A 16,491-nucleotide genomic window follows, 5' to 3' on the forward strand; every position below is an offset into this window, starting at 1 on the left:
CCCGCCGCCGTGGTCCCGGCGCGGGCGCGGGCCGGGGGGGCCCCCCCCCCCCACGACGCGCCGTGCGGCCTGCTGCAGGGCGTCCCAGGGGTGCACCGTGGACACGGCGTCCGCCAGCCTGCCGATGCCCTCGTCGATCGACTCGGCCGGATCCTCCACGAGGCCGTCGGTGTAGAGGGCGAGCAGGGAGCCCGGGGGTGCGCCGAACGTGTGCACGCCGAACGGCTCCCGCAGCGCGAACTCGGCGCCCAGGCCGGGATGAGGTCGGACCGCGAGCGGGCCCGCGTGTCCGTCCGGGGAGACCAGGACCGGGGGGAGGTGGCCGGCGCTGGACAGGGCCACGCGGTGGCTGACCGGGTCGTAGAGGGCGATGCAGCAGGTGGAGCCGAGGGCGCTGTAGCCGGCCGCCAGCCCGGACTCCGCGTCGTCCAGCAGCGATACGGTCTCGTCCAGGTGCTCCAGCACCTCGTCCGGCGCCAGCCCCGCGGACAGCAGCGCACGGGCCTCCATGCTCAGCTGGCCCATGGTCGCCGCGGCTCCCAGGCCGTGCCCGACGACGTCACCGACCACCAGTGCGGTACGTCCGTCCGGCAGCGGAAAGCTGTTCACCCAGTCGCCGCCGACGCCCGCGCTGTCGGGCGTGGCGGGCTGGTAGACGCTGGCGATCTCGATGGTGTCGCCGCCGGTCCGGGGCAGCAGCCGGCGCTGCAACGCCAGCACCTGCGTGTGCTCGCGCTGGTGCTGACGGGCCAGGTCGACGTGATGGGCGGTCCTGGCCACCAGTTCCTGCAGGTCGAACAGCTCGCTGTCGCGGAAGGGGCAGTCCGCCCGCCGCCAGACCTCCGCCACGCCCAGTACGACCGGCGGCGGGCCGTCCAGCACCAGCGGTATGCATGCCACACCCGCCGACCGGTCGCCGGGCACCAGGGCGCGCATCACCCGCGGGCTGCCGAGGACCCGCTCGACCGCCTCCCGGTCGGGTATGACGATGGCCTGCGGGGCGTCGTCCCGTCGTACCGCCTGCGCCAGCAGGCGGCTCGCGTCGCTGGGAAGATCGTCGCCCGGAGTCACGTAGCCGTCGGGCCACGCCCGGTCCGGCACCAGGGCCGCCCGCCGCAGCCGGATGCGCCCCGGCGCCTGCTCGGTGACTCCCTCGCCCGTCCACACGGCGAAGTCGAGGTCGACGGCGGCCACGTCCCCCCAGGCCAGCAGGGACTCCGCCAGCGACTGCGCGGTCTCGCCGATGTCCAGCGAGGTGCCGATCGCGGTCTCGGCGGCGTACAGGTGCAGCCTGCGGGCCATGGCGATCACGGACACGGTCAGGCCCTCCTGGGGCGCCGGGGCGGGCAGGATGCTCATCGACACCACCAGCTCCGACCCGTCGCCGCGCCGCAGGCGCTGGATCCGGGCGACGTGCGCCTCACCGGTCTCCAGGACCTGCTGCAACCGCCGGGTGACCGTCGGTACGTCCCTGGGGGGCAGGAGATCGACGAAGGGACTCCCCACCGCGGCGTCCAGACCCGCGAACACCGGGGCGGCCAGGGCGCAGCGGGTGATTCTCAGATCCCTGTCCAGGCTGACCACGCCGAGGATCTGGTCCTGGCTGCCGGCTTCCGGGTCGCCGGGGTCGGGCCGGCGGGTGCCGCGGTCGCCCCGGGCGTCGGCGGGACCGGCGGCCGCTGCCGCTGCGCCGCGCGGGATGTAGCGCCCCAGGGCGCTGCTGACCAGGTCGAACGGCGAAGAGGACGAGGGAGAGGGTGTGGAGTCCATGCGGCTCTCTCGGCAATCCCCGGCGCAGCGCCGGGGCCGTACTCGGACCCGTGCGACGGGGCCCCGAGATCCCTGACCGCACACCTCATTGAATAACACCGGTGGTCGCTTCGCCCACAGCGGCGGATCGCGCGGTGAACACGGACAGTGAGCGAAAGCAGCGGCCGGGGGGCCGTGTCAGCTCCCTTCCGGAGGTGGGGACGGTCTGGGGCCGTGGGGTGCGGAGTCGGGGAGGAAGAAGTCCAGGAGGGCCTCGCGGACGGGATGGTGCTGGCGGGTCCGGAGCGAGGCCGCGGAGTCCTGCCCGGGTGGCCGGGGTGCTGCGTCGGCCGCGGTGGGCGGTTGCTCCGACGGCGTCGCCGAGGACGGGTCCGAGTCCGGAGTCGGGAGCGCCTCTTCGGCAGCCGGGGCGGAGGGGGACTCGATCGGTGTCGACAGGAGCTCCTGGACGATCTCCTCGGCGCGCTCGTCGCGCGGGCGCATGTCGGAGACGAGGATGCCGTACGGGGCCAGGACGCGCGGGAGGAGCAGGTCCTCCCACTGCTGGATTCGGCGGGGGCCCGGGCAGGACTTGGGGACGGGAGTCCAGGGGCTCGGCGAGCCGAGGAGGGTGTGGTGGGCGAGGCCGGGGTCGGCGGGGGTGCGGCAGGCCCGGTGGGCGATGGCGGGGTGGGTGCGCATCAGCCACCAGTGGAGGCGGATCAGTGCGTCCAGCTGGGCGTCCGTCCAGGGCTCGGAGACGTGCCCCTCCGTCGTGATGCCGACCGCGCCCGTGCCGTCGGAGCGGAGGTTCGCGCGGTACGCGGAGTCGGCGGGGGTGGTCGTGTCCAGCCACTGGGTGATCTTTCCGGTGGCGGACACGCCGAAATGGCTCCAGCCGCGGGCGCCGGGCCGACGGAAGCGGACGTCCGCGGCGGGCAGGGTGGCGTTCGCCGTGTGGACGATGATCTGGGTCGGCTTCAGGGGCGAGGGCGGCTCGGGCCGGGCGAGGAGCCGGACCGAGGCGAAGGGGCAGAGGGGCACGTCAGTTCTCCTCAGTTCTCCTGGGGCTCCGCGTTCGCGTCCGACAGCGGCGTGGCGAGGGGATGGAAGACGCGGCGGAGGTCGGAGAGGGAGTTGTCGCCGGTGATCCAGGCCAGCGGGGCGTAGTGGACGTCGATGCCCAGCGGGAGCTGGAGGAGGGGGTCACCGGCGGAGTTGGCCGGCCACTCGACGGCGCCGGTGACGGTGCGGGTCGGGACCAGCCAGAAGTCGCCGGAGCGATAGGAGCCGCCGGGGTTGAAGTAGATCTGGAGGCCGTCCTCCAGCTCTGTCCAGGTGCCCTCCTCGACGGGCAGGGCGCCGCCGTCGGTGCGCGGGCGGTGGCCGGGAGTGCCGGTGGCGGCGTGGTCCCAGCGGCGCAGGAAGGGGTGGCGCTCGGGCAGTGCGCCGACGCCGGGGAGAGGTTCGGCGGAGAGGCGGACCCGGCGGCCGGGGAGGTCGATCTCCTCGACCCTCAGCAGGGGCGCCGGCTCGCCGCGGCTGAGGTAGGCGGAGTCGCAGACCTCGACGCGGTCCCCGACGTCCAGGGTGAGCTTGTCGTCGTCGCCGAGGGTGGACAACGCGACCCAGGTGCCGTCGAGTTCGGCGATCGGGAAGGCGACGCTGCCGTTCTCCCTCGACCACTTGAAGGTCGCGCCCCGCTCGGCCGTTCCGCCCTGGTGGATCTCGATGCGGTAGAGCTGGTTCTCCGGGCCGCGGTAACGGGCGTCGGGCCGGACCAGGCAGGGCTCGTCCGCCGCTCCCTCCGGCCGCTCGGCGCGAGCGGCCAGGCGGGCGGTGGAGCGCTGGGCCGCGGCCCACTCGTCGAAGGCGGCGCGGACCGTGGCCGCGCCCCCGTCGCCGACGTCCAGGTCCTGGGCGGGGAGGGTGAGTACCTGCCAGACGGTCTTGACGCGGGCGGCGGTGTCCGGCATGGCGGCGCCGAGCGCGACCTCGCGGATCTCGGGGTCCTCGACGGCGGTGACGCTGCGGTCCCAGACCTTGAGATAGGCCAGAAAGGGGAAGGAGGTGGGGAGTTGATCGCTCAGCAGGTTGGGGTCGCGGTAGGCGTCGGGCTGGTTCCAGTAGGTCCAGGTGGCCGGGGTGGGGGACGGGATGACGCCGTCGCTGTCCGCGCCTGCCGAGCCGCTGTCGAGCGGCAGCGCGCCGCCGGAGGGGACGGCCGGGGCCGGCTGGGGGCGCGTCGCGTCGAGCTGGATGCCGTCGACGTAGTAGCGGCCGCCGCCGATGGTGAGGTCGTCCTGATCGTGGGTGCCCTTGACGTAGGCGATCCGGAAGCCGGGGCCGTCGCCGGATGTGCCGGCGGGTCCGCCGTCGCGTCCGATCAGGTCACGGGCCAGGGTGCGGGAGCGGAACAGCTCGATCGCCGTCTGCTCGTTGGCGTCGGCGTCCAGTTGGACGCGGCCCTGCTGGGCGAGCACCGCGGAGTAGTGCTTTGCGGGCTGGTGGGTCAGGCGCGAGAAGTCGCCGTGCATGGTCCCCCTCAACTTTCTTGTGCTGGTGCGCCGATGGATGGTCTGCGTCTGGAGATGGACGGGCGTCAGGTCACGAAGAAGACACCCGCGTCGGTGCCGGCCGGGGCGAACTCCGCCAGGCGGGCGCGGAGGTTGTCCGTGCGCTGCGGCTGGAACAGGTCGTGGAAGGCGCCCTGCTCGGAGCGGTCGGCTGCGCCCCGCGCGATCTCCGGGGCGCAGCCGTGGGCGAGCTGGCCGTAGGCCGGGGTGCCGTAGCGGAGGCTGGTGAAGCGCGGGCGGACCCGGTCTGTCTCGGCGGCGGCCAGTGCGGGGGCGTCCGCGCGGGCCGTCCGGCCGCTCTCGACGAGCTCCTGGACGGCCTCACGGACCGCATCCGGCTGGCAGTGGTAGCGGCGCGGGGTGCGCGAGCCGGGCGGCACATAGCTGAAGCGGAGGCAGCCGACCGAGCGGCGGGCGACGTTCATCCGGCCGGTGAAGATGCAGTCCTCGGCGGTGTCGACGGCGTGCGTGTGCACCTCGCCGATCACGGTGGTGCGGTAGGCGTGCAGGACGGCGTGGGCGTGGCGGCAGTCGGGGGCGGAGAGCGCCTCGAGGTCGGAGGCGGTGGCGTCCAGGATGCTGTCCGCGATGTGGATGGGCAGCGGGTCGTCGTCGACCTCGTCGCCGACGACCTGGACGGTGCCGAGGATCGACCGCTCGATCTGGACGCAGGCCGTGGTGCGGTCGAGGACCAGGCTGGGCTCCTCGGGCGAGTGCGGTGCGCAGTGGTCGGTGAGCGACCAGCCCGGTACCAGGGTGCAGTGCCGGATGACCAGCTCGCCGAGCGGGCCGGTGACGTTGACGCCGCGGCCGGTGACGAGCAGGCCGTCCAGGACCATGCGTCCGCCCCGGGTGCGGCCCGAAGCGCCGCCGGTGGCACGGACGTTGAGGGCGTCGGGGCGGTTGCCGTACCAGTCGAGCAGGCGGATCACCGGGCGGGTACCCTCGGCGGCGCGCAGTTCGAGGCGGTCCTCCGGGTCGAGGGCGAAGTCCAGCTGCTCCTGGTAGGCACCGCTGTGGGTGATCTGGATGATCGCCTCGGACCCGGCCGTGCCCGCGGACTTGTCGGTGCGCCACTGCTCGTAGGCGTCGGTGATGCGCTCGAAACGGCGGCCGGGGCCGACCCGGTAGACGGCGGCCTCGGGCGGGGTGACGCGGTCGCGCGGGTACTGGCCGCCGCCCATGTCGTCGCAGAACGCGTAGTGGTAACTGACCCAGACGCCGCGTGTCGGCGCGGAGCGGGCGCCGAAGGCGATCCGCCCGAGCTCGGGGTCGACGGCGACCTGGCCGTACCGGGGCCGGTAGTGCCAGCCCGAGAGGTCGGCCACCACGATGTCGGAGAGCGGGACGGGCGTGAACTCGTCGTCGCGCCAGATGGCGAAGCTCTTGCCGGGACCGTAGAAGTCGCTGAGCCGGTCCGCGAGTTGGCGGTGGGTGATGAAGCCGGGGACGTTGTCGATGGTGGCGATGTGTGTCGCCGAGGGCTCCGGTTCGGGGAGGGTGACGAGCGGGGTGTCGTTGCCGAGGATGGAGAAGGTGTAGTGGTTGCGGGCCCGGTCGAGGCAGTAGGCCGGGCCGCGGGAGATCGCGTACGGCTTGAGGCGCCAGACGAACAGGCCCACGCCGGCCGGGGTGACCCCGCCCTGGCTGCGGGTGGAGGCGGCGCGGCGTACGTCGGCGGTGCGGGCCGAGCTGTCGAAGGGGCTCCCGAGCAGGTCGAGGGCGGTGCCGTCGCGGAGGTCGGCGAGGCGGCCACGGCGCAGGCGGCGGTGGTCGGCGGACGTCTCGTCGGCCCGGAAGAGGCGCACGGGCTGGGTGGTGGCCAGGAGCCGGGAGAACTCCACCGCGCGGGCCGGCCAGTCGGCGGTGGCGGCGCAGATCTCCTCCAGCACGGCCAGCGTGCCCTTGCGACGGCGGCCCGCGACCGTGTCGGCCACGTCGCGGCGCGGGGCGAGGCGGGCGGCCAGCCCGGGGTCGGTGCTCAACGTGTCCTGGTAGCCGGGGAGCACCCGGTACCCGACGAGGTCGCCCAGGTAGGGCAGGACCCAGTCGGCGGCGGTCTCCACGAACCAGTCGTCGTACTGCCGCTCGACGGTGGTGCGGATCAGGTCGATCTGCTCGGAGATGACCGCGAGCAGCGCCCGCAGCGGCTCACCGGACTCGGCGTCGCGGATGCGGTACCAGTCCGGGAGCAGGTCGAGCAGGCCGTCGGGGTCCCGGCTCATGCGGAGGCCTCCTTGAGGATCAGGGTGTCCGGCAGGTCCGGGGAGAGCACGGCGAGCTGCGCCGGGCGGATCCCGCGGAAGACGACCACGCTGCTGCCGGGCCCCAGGGGCTGGGTTCCGGTGAGGTCGGGGTTGAGGCGGAGCAGTTCGACGAGGGAGATGCCGTACTGGGCCGCGATGTCGGTCAGGGTCTCGTCCGCCGGGCCGGTCACCCGGTGGCGTTCGACGCGGTGACGGGCGGGCTGTGCCGCCACCACGTCCTGGGGTACGGCGAGTCGGTCGCCGAGCCGCTCGAGCCCCTGCGGGGAGAGGTCGCTCGCGACCCCGGTGAAGGCGGTGACCTCGATGTGGTCGACGCCCGGGACCGAGTGGGCGGTGGCCAGCACCTCCGAGAGGTGGGCGGGCTGGGCGAGTTCGCGCGCGTCGAAGCCGAAGCGGGCGAGGAGGGCCGAGCGCAGGGAGGGCTCCACCTGCTCCCAGTCGTGGTCCCGGCCGACCGTCACCTGGGCGGCGAGGAGCAGCAGGACCTGCTCGCGGACCGCCACCTCCACCGGCAGCCGGAGGTCGCCGTACTCGGCGAGCGAGGCACGCAGGGAGGTCAGCAGTCCGGAGTCGGGGGCGATCGGTATGTCGTCCACGCCGGCGACCGTGACATGCACCAACTGGCGTCGCCCGTCGAAGAGCTGGGCCGCCCTGGCGCGGCCGATGCCGGCCCGGGCCCGGGTGAAGTCCTCGTAGTCGGGGACGGAGACCAGGCGGTCCAGGGCCGAGACGGCCAGCGGGACCTGGCGGCGCCGCGGGGTGAAGCCGCCGGTGAGGGCGCGCGTGTCGGTGGCGCCGGCGGCGCCCTCGGGGTCGGCTCCGCCGGTCGCCGGGAGCGGGTTGGTCACTGCGGTCACACCGAGCGGGCGCGTGGCCAGCTGGGTGATCTTGCCGGCGGCGACATTGGCGGACCTGCCGATGCCGGTCCGGTACGTGGCCCGGACGTTCTCGTGGCCGCTGGGCAGGCGGCGGCCGTGGATGCCGTCGCCGAAGGTGACCCGGATCCGGCCGTCCTCGGTGGTGCTCGTGGTGTAGACGCGGTCGTGCGGGCCGGCCGCGGCCAGGGTGTCCACCTCGTGCCAGAGGACTCCGTCGACGCGGATGCGCAGGGTGCTCGCCGCGCCCTCCGGGGTGTCGGACGCCAGCCAGGTGAGCGGGGCCTGCCAGAGCACGAAGCTCTGCCCGGCCCTGCTCGCGTCGCCGCTGCCGATCGGCTCGTCGCGGGTGGCGCCCTGGGTGGCGCGGACCACGTTGCCGTGGATCGTCACCGTGGCGCGCTTGTAGCGGTGGGCGAGCGGGGCGGTGAGCATGAGGGTGGTGCGGACCGTGTCCCCGGGCAGGGCCGGGTCCACGGCCTGGAGCGCCTGGGAGACCATGGCCAGCTCGCTGCCGTGCACGCCCGGGGTGCCGGGAATGTCGGTCCGTTCGCCGGAGACGACGATCCAGCGGCCGGGGGCCAGGCCGTCGTAGAGCTGGGCGAGGTCGATCAGGTCGCCGCCGACGTCGTCGGTGAGCGGTTCGTCGGCCAGCTGGAAACTCTCGCCGCGGGCGTAGACGCTGGTGTCGCGGATGTGCGAGAGCAGGGTGTCCTTGTCGTCCAGCCACGGGTCCTCGAGGGTCAGCTCGGTGACCTTGCCGGTGATGCCGAAGTCGGCGCGGGAGAGCACGCGGACCCCGCTGACCCGGGTGATGACCCTGGAGAGCCCGGGGTCACCGGGGACACCGCCGGTGACGCCCTTGCGGGGGCGGTCGACGGCGACCCAGCTGCCGGGGGCGATGCCCTCGTAGACCGCGTCGAGCGCGAGCACATTGCGTGCGGTCAGGCCGAGTTGGGCGGTGAGGGTGATCTCGACGGAGGCCGGTCCGTCGTCGGCGGATCGCTTCACCGTGATCTGGTACGCGCCCTGTGTGCCCGTCAGCTGGTCGCCGGGGGCGAGGTGGAAGTCGAGCGGCCCGGGCAGCGGCGGGTTGGGGCCGTTGCCGTCGCCCTCGTCGGTGGTGCCGGTCGCGGTGATGGTGACATGGATGCGGCCGTCGTCGCCAGGGCGGGAGACGAAGAGGTCGCGCTCCGGGAGGTGGGCCTGCAGGCGTGCGGTGACACCCTGCTCCTGCCCGGCTTCGAGGGCCCGGCGCAGCGCCGACTCGTTGCCGGTGGTGGCCAGTTCGATCCGGCCGGGGCCGAAGTCGTGCGTGCCGTCGTCGCCGGGGAGCGTGAAGTTGATGCTCACCGATCCGCCGGCCTCGACGTAGCTGAACTCCGCGCGGCGGGGCGTGGTTGCGTCCGTGTCGTAGTCGACGCGCATGCTGGTGAGCTTGGAGCCGGTGAGCGGCCAGTCGGTGTAGCGGACGACCCGGCCGGTGGCGTCGTAGACCGGCTTGAGCGGGGCGGTGGCGCCGAAGGGCGTCCCGGTGACCCGCATGGCCTGGGCGTCGAGCAGGGCGAGGGGTGCGCCGAGGTCGACGTTGCCCCAGGCAGCGTACAGGCCGTCGCGCAGGCGCGGGTCGAGCGCGGTGAGCAGTTGGGCGCCGAGGTCCGACCCGGGCGCGTAGCTGCGCTCGGGATCTCGGGAGAGGGCGCGGGCGTCCGCGGGGAGGCCGGCCGGCGGGGTGCGCAGGGCGGAGAGCAGCGGGCCCAGGCCGGCGAGGGCCGGGTCGATCACATCGCTGGGGCAGTCCCCCGGCTCGCTGCCCGGAGTGGGCGTCGCGTCGGAAGTGGCCGACGCCCGTGCAGTGTGCGCGCCGGTCCCCGCGGCCGTCGGCTGCGGCGGTTGCAGGCCGAGGGCCTGCGCGCGGAGCCGGGTCAGTTCGGTGTCCAGGGCCTCGAACCAGTCGGAGACGTCCCGGTAGTCCTGCCCGTAGGCCTTGGCCTCGCGCAGCCGGGCGAGGGTCTGGGTCAGCCGGTCGGCGAGCTTCGGCGGGGTGTCGAGGGTGTCCAGTTCGCTGCGCAGCGGGGCCAGCACCTGGTCGTCGAAGTCGCTGACGATACGGCTGTGTTCGGGCCAGCGGTTGGGGTTGTGCTCCCCGCCCGGGGTGATCCAGCGGGTGAGCTCGGCCTTGATCCCGTGCAGGGAGGGCAACGAGGCCTGCGGCAGGCCGATGGCGGTGGTGCCGCTCTCCCGGTCGACGCTGACGCCGGGGACCGTGAGCAGTACGCGCTGGCTGCGGTCGGCGGCGCGGTCGGCGCTGAAGATGAAGAGCAGCTGGTCGCCCTGCTTGATGTTGTTGGTCGTGCCGCTGGCGAACAGCCGTCCGCGCTTGGCGAGTTGGGCCGCCGTCAGTTGGTAGGGGCGCCGCTGGAGCACCTTGAGCTCGTTCCAGGCCCAGCGGGCGGTGAGGTCCTCCACCGTCTCGAAGGACTGCGGCTCCTCGCCCTGGCCCGGAACACTCTGCGAACGGGTACCGCGCGGGACGACGACCGTGGTCTCCTGGCCGCTGCGCGGATCGCGGTCCACCGTGTACGCCAGATAGGTCTCGGCGGCGACGCCCGGCCGGGGCTTGTGGCCCACCAGACCACCGAGCAGGGCGAGCGAGCCCTCCTCGGTGGCGGTGCGCAGATAGCCCTCGTTGGCGATCCGCTCCGAGTAGAAGGTGAGCACGTCGCCCACCACGGCGGCGGCGTCGACCAGCGCGATCGCCGGGTCGTCCGGGGTGCGCACGGTGAGGCCCCGCAGGGCGGGGTAGGCCGGGCCGGAGAGCCGGTCCAGCATCGCGGAGACGAAGCGCCCGTACTCCCCCACCCGGTAGCGGACCGCGTCCAGGCCGGGCGGGTTGAACACCTCGACCGGCGTGGCCGGGTCGGCACCGCCGCGGTTGCAGCCGCAGCTGCACGGGTTGCCGGTCATCGGCCACCTCCGATCTCGAGGGTGAGCCGGCCGTTCTCGGGCCGGGCGGAGTCGTTGTCGCAAGCGGCGACCTCGAGCGCGCCGACCGGCAGGATCCCGGCCGCCAGCTCGCCCTGGTCGGTGCGGAAGAGGCGCCGCAGCCGGGTCACCTTGGCACTGAGCACACCGGGTACCGCCGCCGCGGCGGCGACCAGACGGCTGACCCGGACCGGCTCGCCGAAGGTGAGGGCGTCCGGGTGGAAGAAGCCGAGCCTGCCGTCGGGCAGGCGGCGGTTGCCGAGCACCCGGCGCAGCTCGGCCGTCACATGGCCGGCCTGGTGGGCCGGGTCCACGCAGACCGACAGCGCGAGGTCGACCGGGACCTGCATCGCCGGGCGCACCACCAGCTCGTGCCCGATGCGGCGGTAGGGCAGCAGGCTGTGCTCGACGGCCTGCAGCAGGGCCGCGCCGGGCTCGGGGAAGTCGACGGCTCCGGCGGGCCCGCCCGCCACGGTGGCCTTCGGGCGCTGCACCGCCTCGACGGCGATGTGCATCTCCTGGCCGCTGCCGGTCCAGCGCAGTTCGGCGGCGGCCCGGCGCACGCCCGGAACCTGCGCGGCCAGGGTCGCGTAGTCACCGGGGGTGATGGCGCGCTTGAGCTCGCGGTGCGGGGCGAGCGGGGCGAGTCGGCGGACCTCGTCGAGCGCCTCGGGTTCGGTGCCGCCGACGGCGGGGAGCGGGTTGCGGACCGCCGTGACCGCCCCGAAGGCGGCACGGCGCGAGCGCGCGCCACGGCCGCTGTCGTCACTGCCACGGCAGACGACCAGGTGGTTGATGGCCTCGGCGCCGACGTTGCCCGACGCGCCGTTGCCGACGCGGTAGGCGACCTCCAGCGTGGCGCCGGGTGGGGGCGGCGCGCCGTGCTTGCCGTCGCCGAAGCGGAGGGCCAGGCGTCCGTCGTCCTCGACCTCGCCGACCAGGTGGTGGCCGCGCGGGCCGTCGGCGAGCAGGTCGCGGCGCGCAGTCCACACTCCGTCCCCGGCCTGGGCGCGGACGGCGGGCAGCGCGGTGCGCGGGTCCTGGCGCAGGCCGTCGGCGGCCGGTCCGGCGAGCACCGGATCGCTCGGGTCCAGTTCTGCGGCGTAGCGCTCGCCCCAGCTCTGGGCGATCTCCCAGACGACGTAGCGGTGGAGCACCGTGCCCGCGTGGGCGCGGGCGGTGAGCACCTCCAGGCGGCGGAGCTTGCCGGCGAGGAGGCGACTGAAGCGGCCGTAGAGCTCGCGCAGGGCCCGGCCAGGGTGCTCGTCGATGCGCAGGCGCTGGATCGTGCGGGCACCGAAGACCACGGTCAGCTCGTGGATCTCGCCCTCGGTGGGCGCTTCGCCCTCCTCGGCGCGGCGCCACAGCTCCTCGATCCGCTCGCGCAGACGGGTGGGTATGGCTGCCAGACGGGCGGCCTGGCCTGCGGCGATTCGTGCCGGGTCGGGGTAGGAGGCGGCCTGGGTGACGGGGGCGTGGCGCAGGACCGGGCGGAAGCGGGGGGCGATCGCCGGGTAGGTGGACTGGGCGAGCAGCGTCTCCAGGGCCGTGGCCTGGGCGTCCGCGGTGGAGGGCTGGACGCGTTCCTCGACCGTCGTGCCCGGAGCGAGGACGACGGATATGCCTGCGCGCGCGACGGCTTGCGCACCGAGCAGTGGTTCCAGCTCGCGCACCTGGTCCGGCGTCATGGGCCGTCCGCAGCGGGTCTGGTCCAGCATGGCGTGGACCGCCTCGGCGGCGGGGCTGCCCTGGGTGCGGTCGTCGGAGCAGCCGAAGGCCGTGGGGCCGCAGGGCCTGAGTTCGGCAGGAGCGGGCGGTACGGCGAACCGCTCGGGGGCGCCGCCGCAGAAGGTCAGCGAACGGCCGTGGTCGACCAGGACGACGTTGCCGCGGGCGACGCTGACGTCCGTGATGAGCGCGCAGTCGAGTCCGCCGCGGGCGGACAGGCACAACGGGAAGGACAGGGCGTCTTCCTGACCCCATGTCACTTCGAGGACCGGCTGCTCGTAGAGCTCGTCCTCACCGGGGGTGACCGAGGTGAGGCGGACGACCTGGCGGTGCGTCGGGTCGGCGCCGGCGGGTGTGCCGGTGCGCGGGCCGCGGACCTCCTCCAGCACGAGCAGATCGCCGGGCTTGAGCTTCAGCCCGCGCTTCGGGGTGTCCATCAGTGTCGCCGCGGTGGCGCCCTTGGGCAGGAGGCACTCCTCCTCGCCCCAGGTCCAGAAGCGGATCTCGTTGTGCTCGGGGCGCAGAGCGAGGTCGGCGCCCGGGTTCAGCGGCTCGAAGACCTCCAGGCCGACGGGGAGGTCGGCAAGGGCGTCCAGGTCCTCGTCGGCGATGACGGTGCCGAAGTCGGGTCGCTCCTGCGGGCTCAGACGTGACAGGTCGATGGCCGCGAAGCGGAACTCGCCCTTGGGCAGGGTCAGTTGGCGGTCCGTCTGAAGCGCCACGAACGTGCGGGCGTTGCAGCCGTCGTGCATCGCATAGTCGATCAGGCGGACGTGACGGCGAACCGAGACGCGACGGCGGGCCGTGGAGAGGTACGCCTCGGTGGCCACCGCGTCCTGGTGGTAGGAGAGCTGGTCGCCGGCGTAGGCCAGCAGTTCCACCAGGGCCGTGCCGACGTCCGGCGCATGGCGCTCGACCCAGCCGGGGGCGGTCAGGCTCATCCGGTCGAGGATCAGCCGTCGCAGGCTGCCGTAGTCGCGCGCGGTGTAGTCGATGACGGGACGGCGGGCGTACTGCGGGGCACAGTCCCCCTCGTCCTCGCCGCAGTCGTACGGGCTGGGCCCGCCCTGGGTGAAGGTGAACTCGGCGGCGGCGTACCGGACATCGAAGCCGCGACGGGGCTGCGTGCCGGGCCGGCCGAAGGCGTCGGTCTCTACGACGCGGAGCCGGTACGGCGAGGTGTCCCCCGCCTTGTCCAGGGTCACGAACATCCGGTCGTCGAGCTCGGGGTCGTCCTCGCGGACGATCTCGACCGCCAGGGCGTGGATGTCCCTGATGCGACGCCCGCCCTCGATCCGGAGGTGATGGTGCGTCAGGTGGTGCGGCGCCTTGCCGAGGAAGGTGACGACGAGCGTGCGGCCGTCGTCGCCCGTCTCCACCTCGTCCACGCCGTGCAGGCGCGCGGCGCGGACGGCGCCGCGCCGCTGGTCGGTACGGCAGTCTGTGCTGCTCACGCGGCTCCCCCGCTCCCCTCGAACACATCGGTCCGGCGCGTCCCGGTGCGCCGGACGGTATAGGCCAGGTGCACCCGCACCACGTTCTCCTCGCTGACCACGTCGAGCGCGTCCACCTCGATCACGTCGCCGAGCCAGCGCTGCAGGGCGGCCTGGACGGAGAGGTGCAGCGCCGAGGCCAGCTCCGGGCTGTTGGGCGCGAAGACCAGGTCGAGCAGCCCGCAGCCGAAGTCGGGGCGCATCACCCGCTCCCCCGGGCTGGTGAAGAGCAGCTGCTCGATCATGTCCCGGACGTGGCCGTCGTAGTCGGTGTCCGCGGTACGGCCGCGGTTGTCGACGTGGAACGGGAAGGCGATGTCCCTGCGGGGCGGGTACGGCTGCGGAGCGGGCAGTTGGACGACGCGCTCGGCGTGGGCTGCGGCCCCGGTGGCCGCGCCGGCTGCCGCTGTCCGGCGGTTGCGCGGGCTCATCGTCCCACCACCCGCTGCTGTACGACGGTGACGTTCGGCGGGCCTTGGGTGGCGCCGACGGCGGTGTGGCACAGCGCCGTCGAGTCCTGGAGCAGGGCGGGCGAACCGTTGATGCGGATGCGTGCGGAGGTCCCCGTCCAGCGGATCGTCGTGCAGGGGTGGGGATTCCCGCCGGCGGTGAAGGTGCAGCCGGTCACCGTGTAGACGTCGGCCTCGGTGGCGACCGGGCTGCCGGCGGCGAGCACCCGCGACTGGGCGGGCAGGACGTTCGCCCGACCGCCGTGCGGGCACATCACCGTGGCATCGATGGTGACAAGATTTCCGGACACGTGAACTTGGCCTTCCCCCGTCGGAGTTCAGGTGACGCTGAGCGCGTCGTTGTTGATGGTCACGGTCGGCCCCACGAGCGAGATCACCGCGCCCTGGCCGTTGCTGATGTGCACCCCCGTGTCGTCGATGACGATCGACGCGCCGGAGGGATGCCTGAGGGTGATGCCCTTGCCGCCGGGCTCGTCGGACAGGACGATCTGGCGTCGGCCGGGGGTCTGGAGCACCACGTTCGGGTTGTTGGTGGCGGTGACCGCGTCCTCGGGCACCTCGTGCGCGGCGCCGTACCAACACCCGGTCCAGATCGGGTAGCTGGGGTCGCCCTGCTCGAACTCCACCCACACGCCCGAGCCCACCGGCGGCAGGTGGAACTGCCCCATCCCGGGTCCGGCCAGCGGGAAGCACGGCATGGCCCAGGTCGAGGGCACGTCACCGAGCACGTCCGGGACCTGGACCTGCAGTCGGCCCACGCCCATGGGGTCGGCGTTGCTCACCACGGTGCCCCGGTACTTGCCGAGGTAGCGGGTGGGTTCAGCAGCCATTCTCTGTCTCCTAGGGGACGACCGTCGGCTCGAGCGCGATCAGCCCCTCGCGAGCAAGGGTGAAGTTCTGCGTGTACGAGCCCCGTTGCAGGTTGTGGGTCACGGACTTGACGTAGTACCGGCCGTCGTAGGTGATGCCGGCGCCTCGGACGCCGACCAACTCGCGGGCACGCAGCAGGAATCCGTAGCGGACGACGTCCAACTGACCGGAGCCGGTGACCGCGTCGGCGGACTCTGCGGCCTTGGCGAGGGCTTCTGCGATGCCTTGTCCGCTGTCCTTCTTGGCGGTGTCCCCGATGACCGTCCTCTTCAGCGCGGGCGCCGGCCGGCGGGCCAACTGCGGCCGCAGGATGCTCACTTCGGGCACGGGCAGGATGGAAGAGACACGGGTGGCCGGCAACTGGATACGTGCCTCCGGCTGCTCGCGCGCCGTCCCGTCGAAGGCGAAGGTCAACTGGTCGACGTTGGACAACCCGTCCATGTTGACGTTCAGCGCGTGCTGCGGTTCCCCGAGGCGGACTTCCGGCCCCCAGTAGGCGCGGCTCTGCCCGGGGACCGGGCCGGGGTCGAGGTAGAAGGCGTAACCGTTGGCCTGTGCCAGCTGGTTGATGTAGGCGAGGTCGGTGCCCTTCTGGAAGTCCACCCGCTGGGTGGGCATGGGGGTCTGCGGGATCAGCTCCGGGACGACCAGCGGGGTGATCCCGTACTGCGCGTACTGCGCGATGATCGCGTGCACACGGGCAGCCGGGGACATCGCGGGGTACGGGACGGCGGCGCGCTCCTCCAGGTCCATCAGGACGGTGAGGTCCTCCCCGGTGACGGTGAGCGTCGACTGGCCGGGCTGGTTGGAGATCCCGACCTCCTGACGAATGATCACGCCGTCCATGAGCACGGTGGGCGTGCCCTGGACCGTGACCGTGAGGATGACGCGCGTCTTGGGGTCGAAGTATCCGCCCGTCAGCAGACTGTTGCCGATCAGGCCGTCCTTCGCCAGGTCGAACGCCAGCTGGAAGCCGCTGCGCTGCCCCGACGCCACCGTCACCTGCACGGAGAGCAACGAGTCCGCGACCTCCTGCGCCACGGGCACGGCCAGCTGCGGGCCCATCATCAGCGTCAGATGGATCGGCCCGGTCGTGATCGGACCGTTGTCAGCCATTCATCCCTCCGGGCACGCCCGAGGGGAGCGTGATGCGGATCCGGCGGCCCGGTTCGCCGGTCAACTCCCGTGGATCCAGGACCGGGTTGGCGTCCGCGATCCGCCACCACTGCTCGGCGTTGCCCAGGTACTGGGCGGCGAGGAGGTCGGGGCGGTCGCCGGTGCTGACGGTGTGGGTGGTCAGGTCCGCCATGCCCTCGGGGTCGGGGAGGAGGCGGCGACGCAGGTAGGTGACCTCATGGCCGTCCGCTTCCGTGAACCGGGCGGTGCCCAGCCCGTAGTAGCGGCTCGACCGCGGATAGGCGGTGGTCGCCTGGGTGAGCGCGACCGCGTCCAGCGGGTTCTCCAGCGATGCCATGGTT

11 protein-coding genes are annotated in these 16,491 nt (G+C 73.5%); all 11 read right to left on the reverse strand.

Annotation, left to right across the window (positions count from 1 at the left end; all coding sequences use genetic code 11):
* On the reverse strand, positions 1-1,770 hold a 1,770-nt coding region (locus ACWC2T_RS35740; protein WP_450674497.1), incomplete at its 3' end, for a SpoIIE family protein phosphatase.
* 177 nt (positions 1,771-1,947) lie between these two features.
* Positions 1,948-2,793: a peptidoglycan recognition protein family protein gene (locus tag ACWC2T_RS35745; RefSeq protein WP_450674498.1), complete on the reverse strand. Its 846-nt coding sequence runs from the start codon at positions 2,791-2,793 to the stop codon at positions 1,948-1,950.
* Between the two features lie 11 nt (positions 2,794-2,804).
* Positions 2,805-4,286, reverse strand: a complete 1,482-nt coding sequence (locus tag ACWC2T_RS35750) for a DUF6519 domain-containing protein (protein ID WP_450674499.1) — start codon at positions 4,284-4,286, stop codon at positions 2,805-2,807.
* 65 nt (positions 4,287-4,351) lie between these two features.
* Positions 4,352-6,550, reverse strand: coding sequence for a hypothetical protein (locus ACWC2T_RS35755; RefSeq protein WP_450674500.1), 2,199 nt, complete (start codon positions 6,548-6,550; stop codon positions 4,352-4,354).
* Positions 6,547-10,434, reverse strand: a complete 3,888-nt coding sequence (locus tag ACWC2T_RS35760) for a putative baseplate assembly protein (protein ID WP_450674501.1) — start codon at positions 10,432-10,434, stop codon at positions 6,547-6,549. The genes ACWC2T_RS35755 and ACWC2T_RS35760 overlap by 4 nt, the downstream gene beginning before the upstream one ends.
* Positions 10,431-13,634, reverse strand: a complete 3,204-nt coding sequence (locus tag ACWC2T_RS35765) for a putative baseplate assembly protein (protein ID WP_450674502.1) — start codon at positions 13,632-13,634, stop codon at positions 10,431-10,433. The genes ACWC2T_RS35760 and ACWC2T_RS35765 overlap by 4 nt, the downstream gene beginning before the upstream one ends.
* On the reverse strand, positions 13,631-14,104 hold the full coding sequence (locus ACWC2T_RS35770) for a GPW/gp25 family protein (RefSeq protein WP_450674503.1): 474 nt from the start codon (positions 14,102-14,104) through the stop codon (positions 13,631-13,633). The genes ACWC2T_RS35765 and ACWC2T_RS35770 overlap by 4 nt, the downstream gene beginning before the upstream one ends.
* Positions 14,101-14,433: a PAAR-like protein gene (locus tag ACWC2T_RS35775; protein ID WP_450674504.1), complete on the reverse strand. Its 333-nt coding sequence runs from the start codon at positions 14,431-14,433 to the stop codon at positions 14,101-14,103. Before ACWC2T_RS35775 ends, ACWC2T_RS35770 begins: the two co-directional genes overlap by 4 nt.
* A 27-nt stretch (positions 14,434-14,460) precedes the next feature.
* Positions 14,461-14,973, reverse strand: coding sequence for a phage baseplate assembly protein V (locus tag ACWC2T_RS35780; RefSeq protein ID WP_450674505.1), 513 nt, complete (start codon positions 14,971-14,973; stop codon positions 14,461-14,463).
* Between the two features lie 10 nt (positions 14,974-14,983).
* A complete protein-coding gene (locus tag ACWC2T_RS35785; RefSeq protein ID WP_450674506.1) occupies positions 14,984-16,129 on the reverse strand; it encodes a hypothetical protein in 1,146 nt (381 codons plus the stop codon).
* Positions 16,122-16,487, reverse strand: coding sequence for a hypothetical protein (locus ACWC2T_RS35790; protein ID WP_450674507.1), 366 nt, complete (start codon positions 16,485-16,487; stop codon positions 16,122-16,124). Before ACWC2T_RS35790 ends, ACWC2T_RS35785 begins: the two co-directional genes overlap by 8 nt.
* Positions 16,488-16,491: the final 4 nt, after the last annotated feature.

This window comes from Streptomyces sp. NPDC001393, assembly GCF_053597455.1.

Excerpts from the sequence above, each read along its gene's own strand:
- ACWC2T_RS35760 (WP_450674501.1), bottom strand. The coding sequence starts at position 10,434 with ATGACCGGCAACCCGTGCAGCTGCGGCTGCAACCGCGGCGGTGCCGAC.
- ACWC2T_RS35790 (WP_450674507.1), bottom strand. The coding sequence starts at position 16,487 with ATGGCATCGCTGGAGAACCCGCTGGACGCGGTCGCGCTCACCCAGGCG.
- ACWC2T_RS35770 (WP_450674503.1), bottom strand. The coding sequence starts at position 14,104 with ATGAGCCCGCGCAACCGCCGGACAGCGGCAGCCGGCGCGGCCACCGGG.
- ACWC2T_RS35750 (WP_450674499.1), bottom strand. The coding sequence starts at position 4,286 with ATGCACGGCGACTTCTCGCGCCTGACCCACCAGCCCGCAAAGCACTAC.
- ACWC2T_RS35780 (WP_450674505.1), bottom strand. The coding sequence starts at position 14,973 with ATGGCTGCTGAACCCACCCGCTACCTCGGCAAGTACCGGGGCACCGTG.
- ACWC2T_RS35755 (WP_450674500.1), bottom strand. The coding sequence starts at position 6,550 with ATGAGCCGGGACCCCGACGGCCTGCTCGACCTGCTCCCGGACTGGTAC.
- ACWC2T_RS35785 (WP_450674506.1), bottom strand. The coding sequence starts at position 16,129 with ATGGCTGACAACGGTCCGATCACGACCGGGCCGATCCATCTGACGCTG.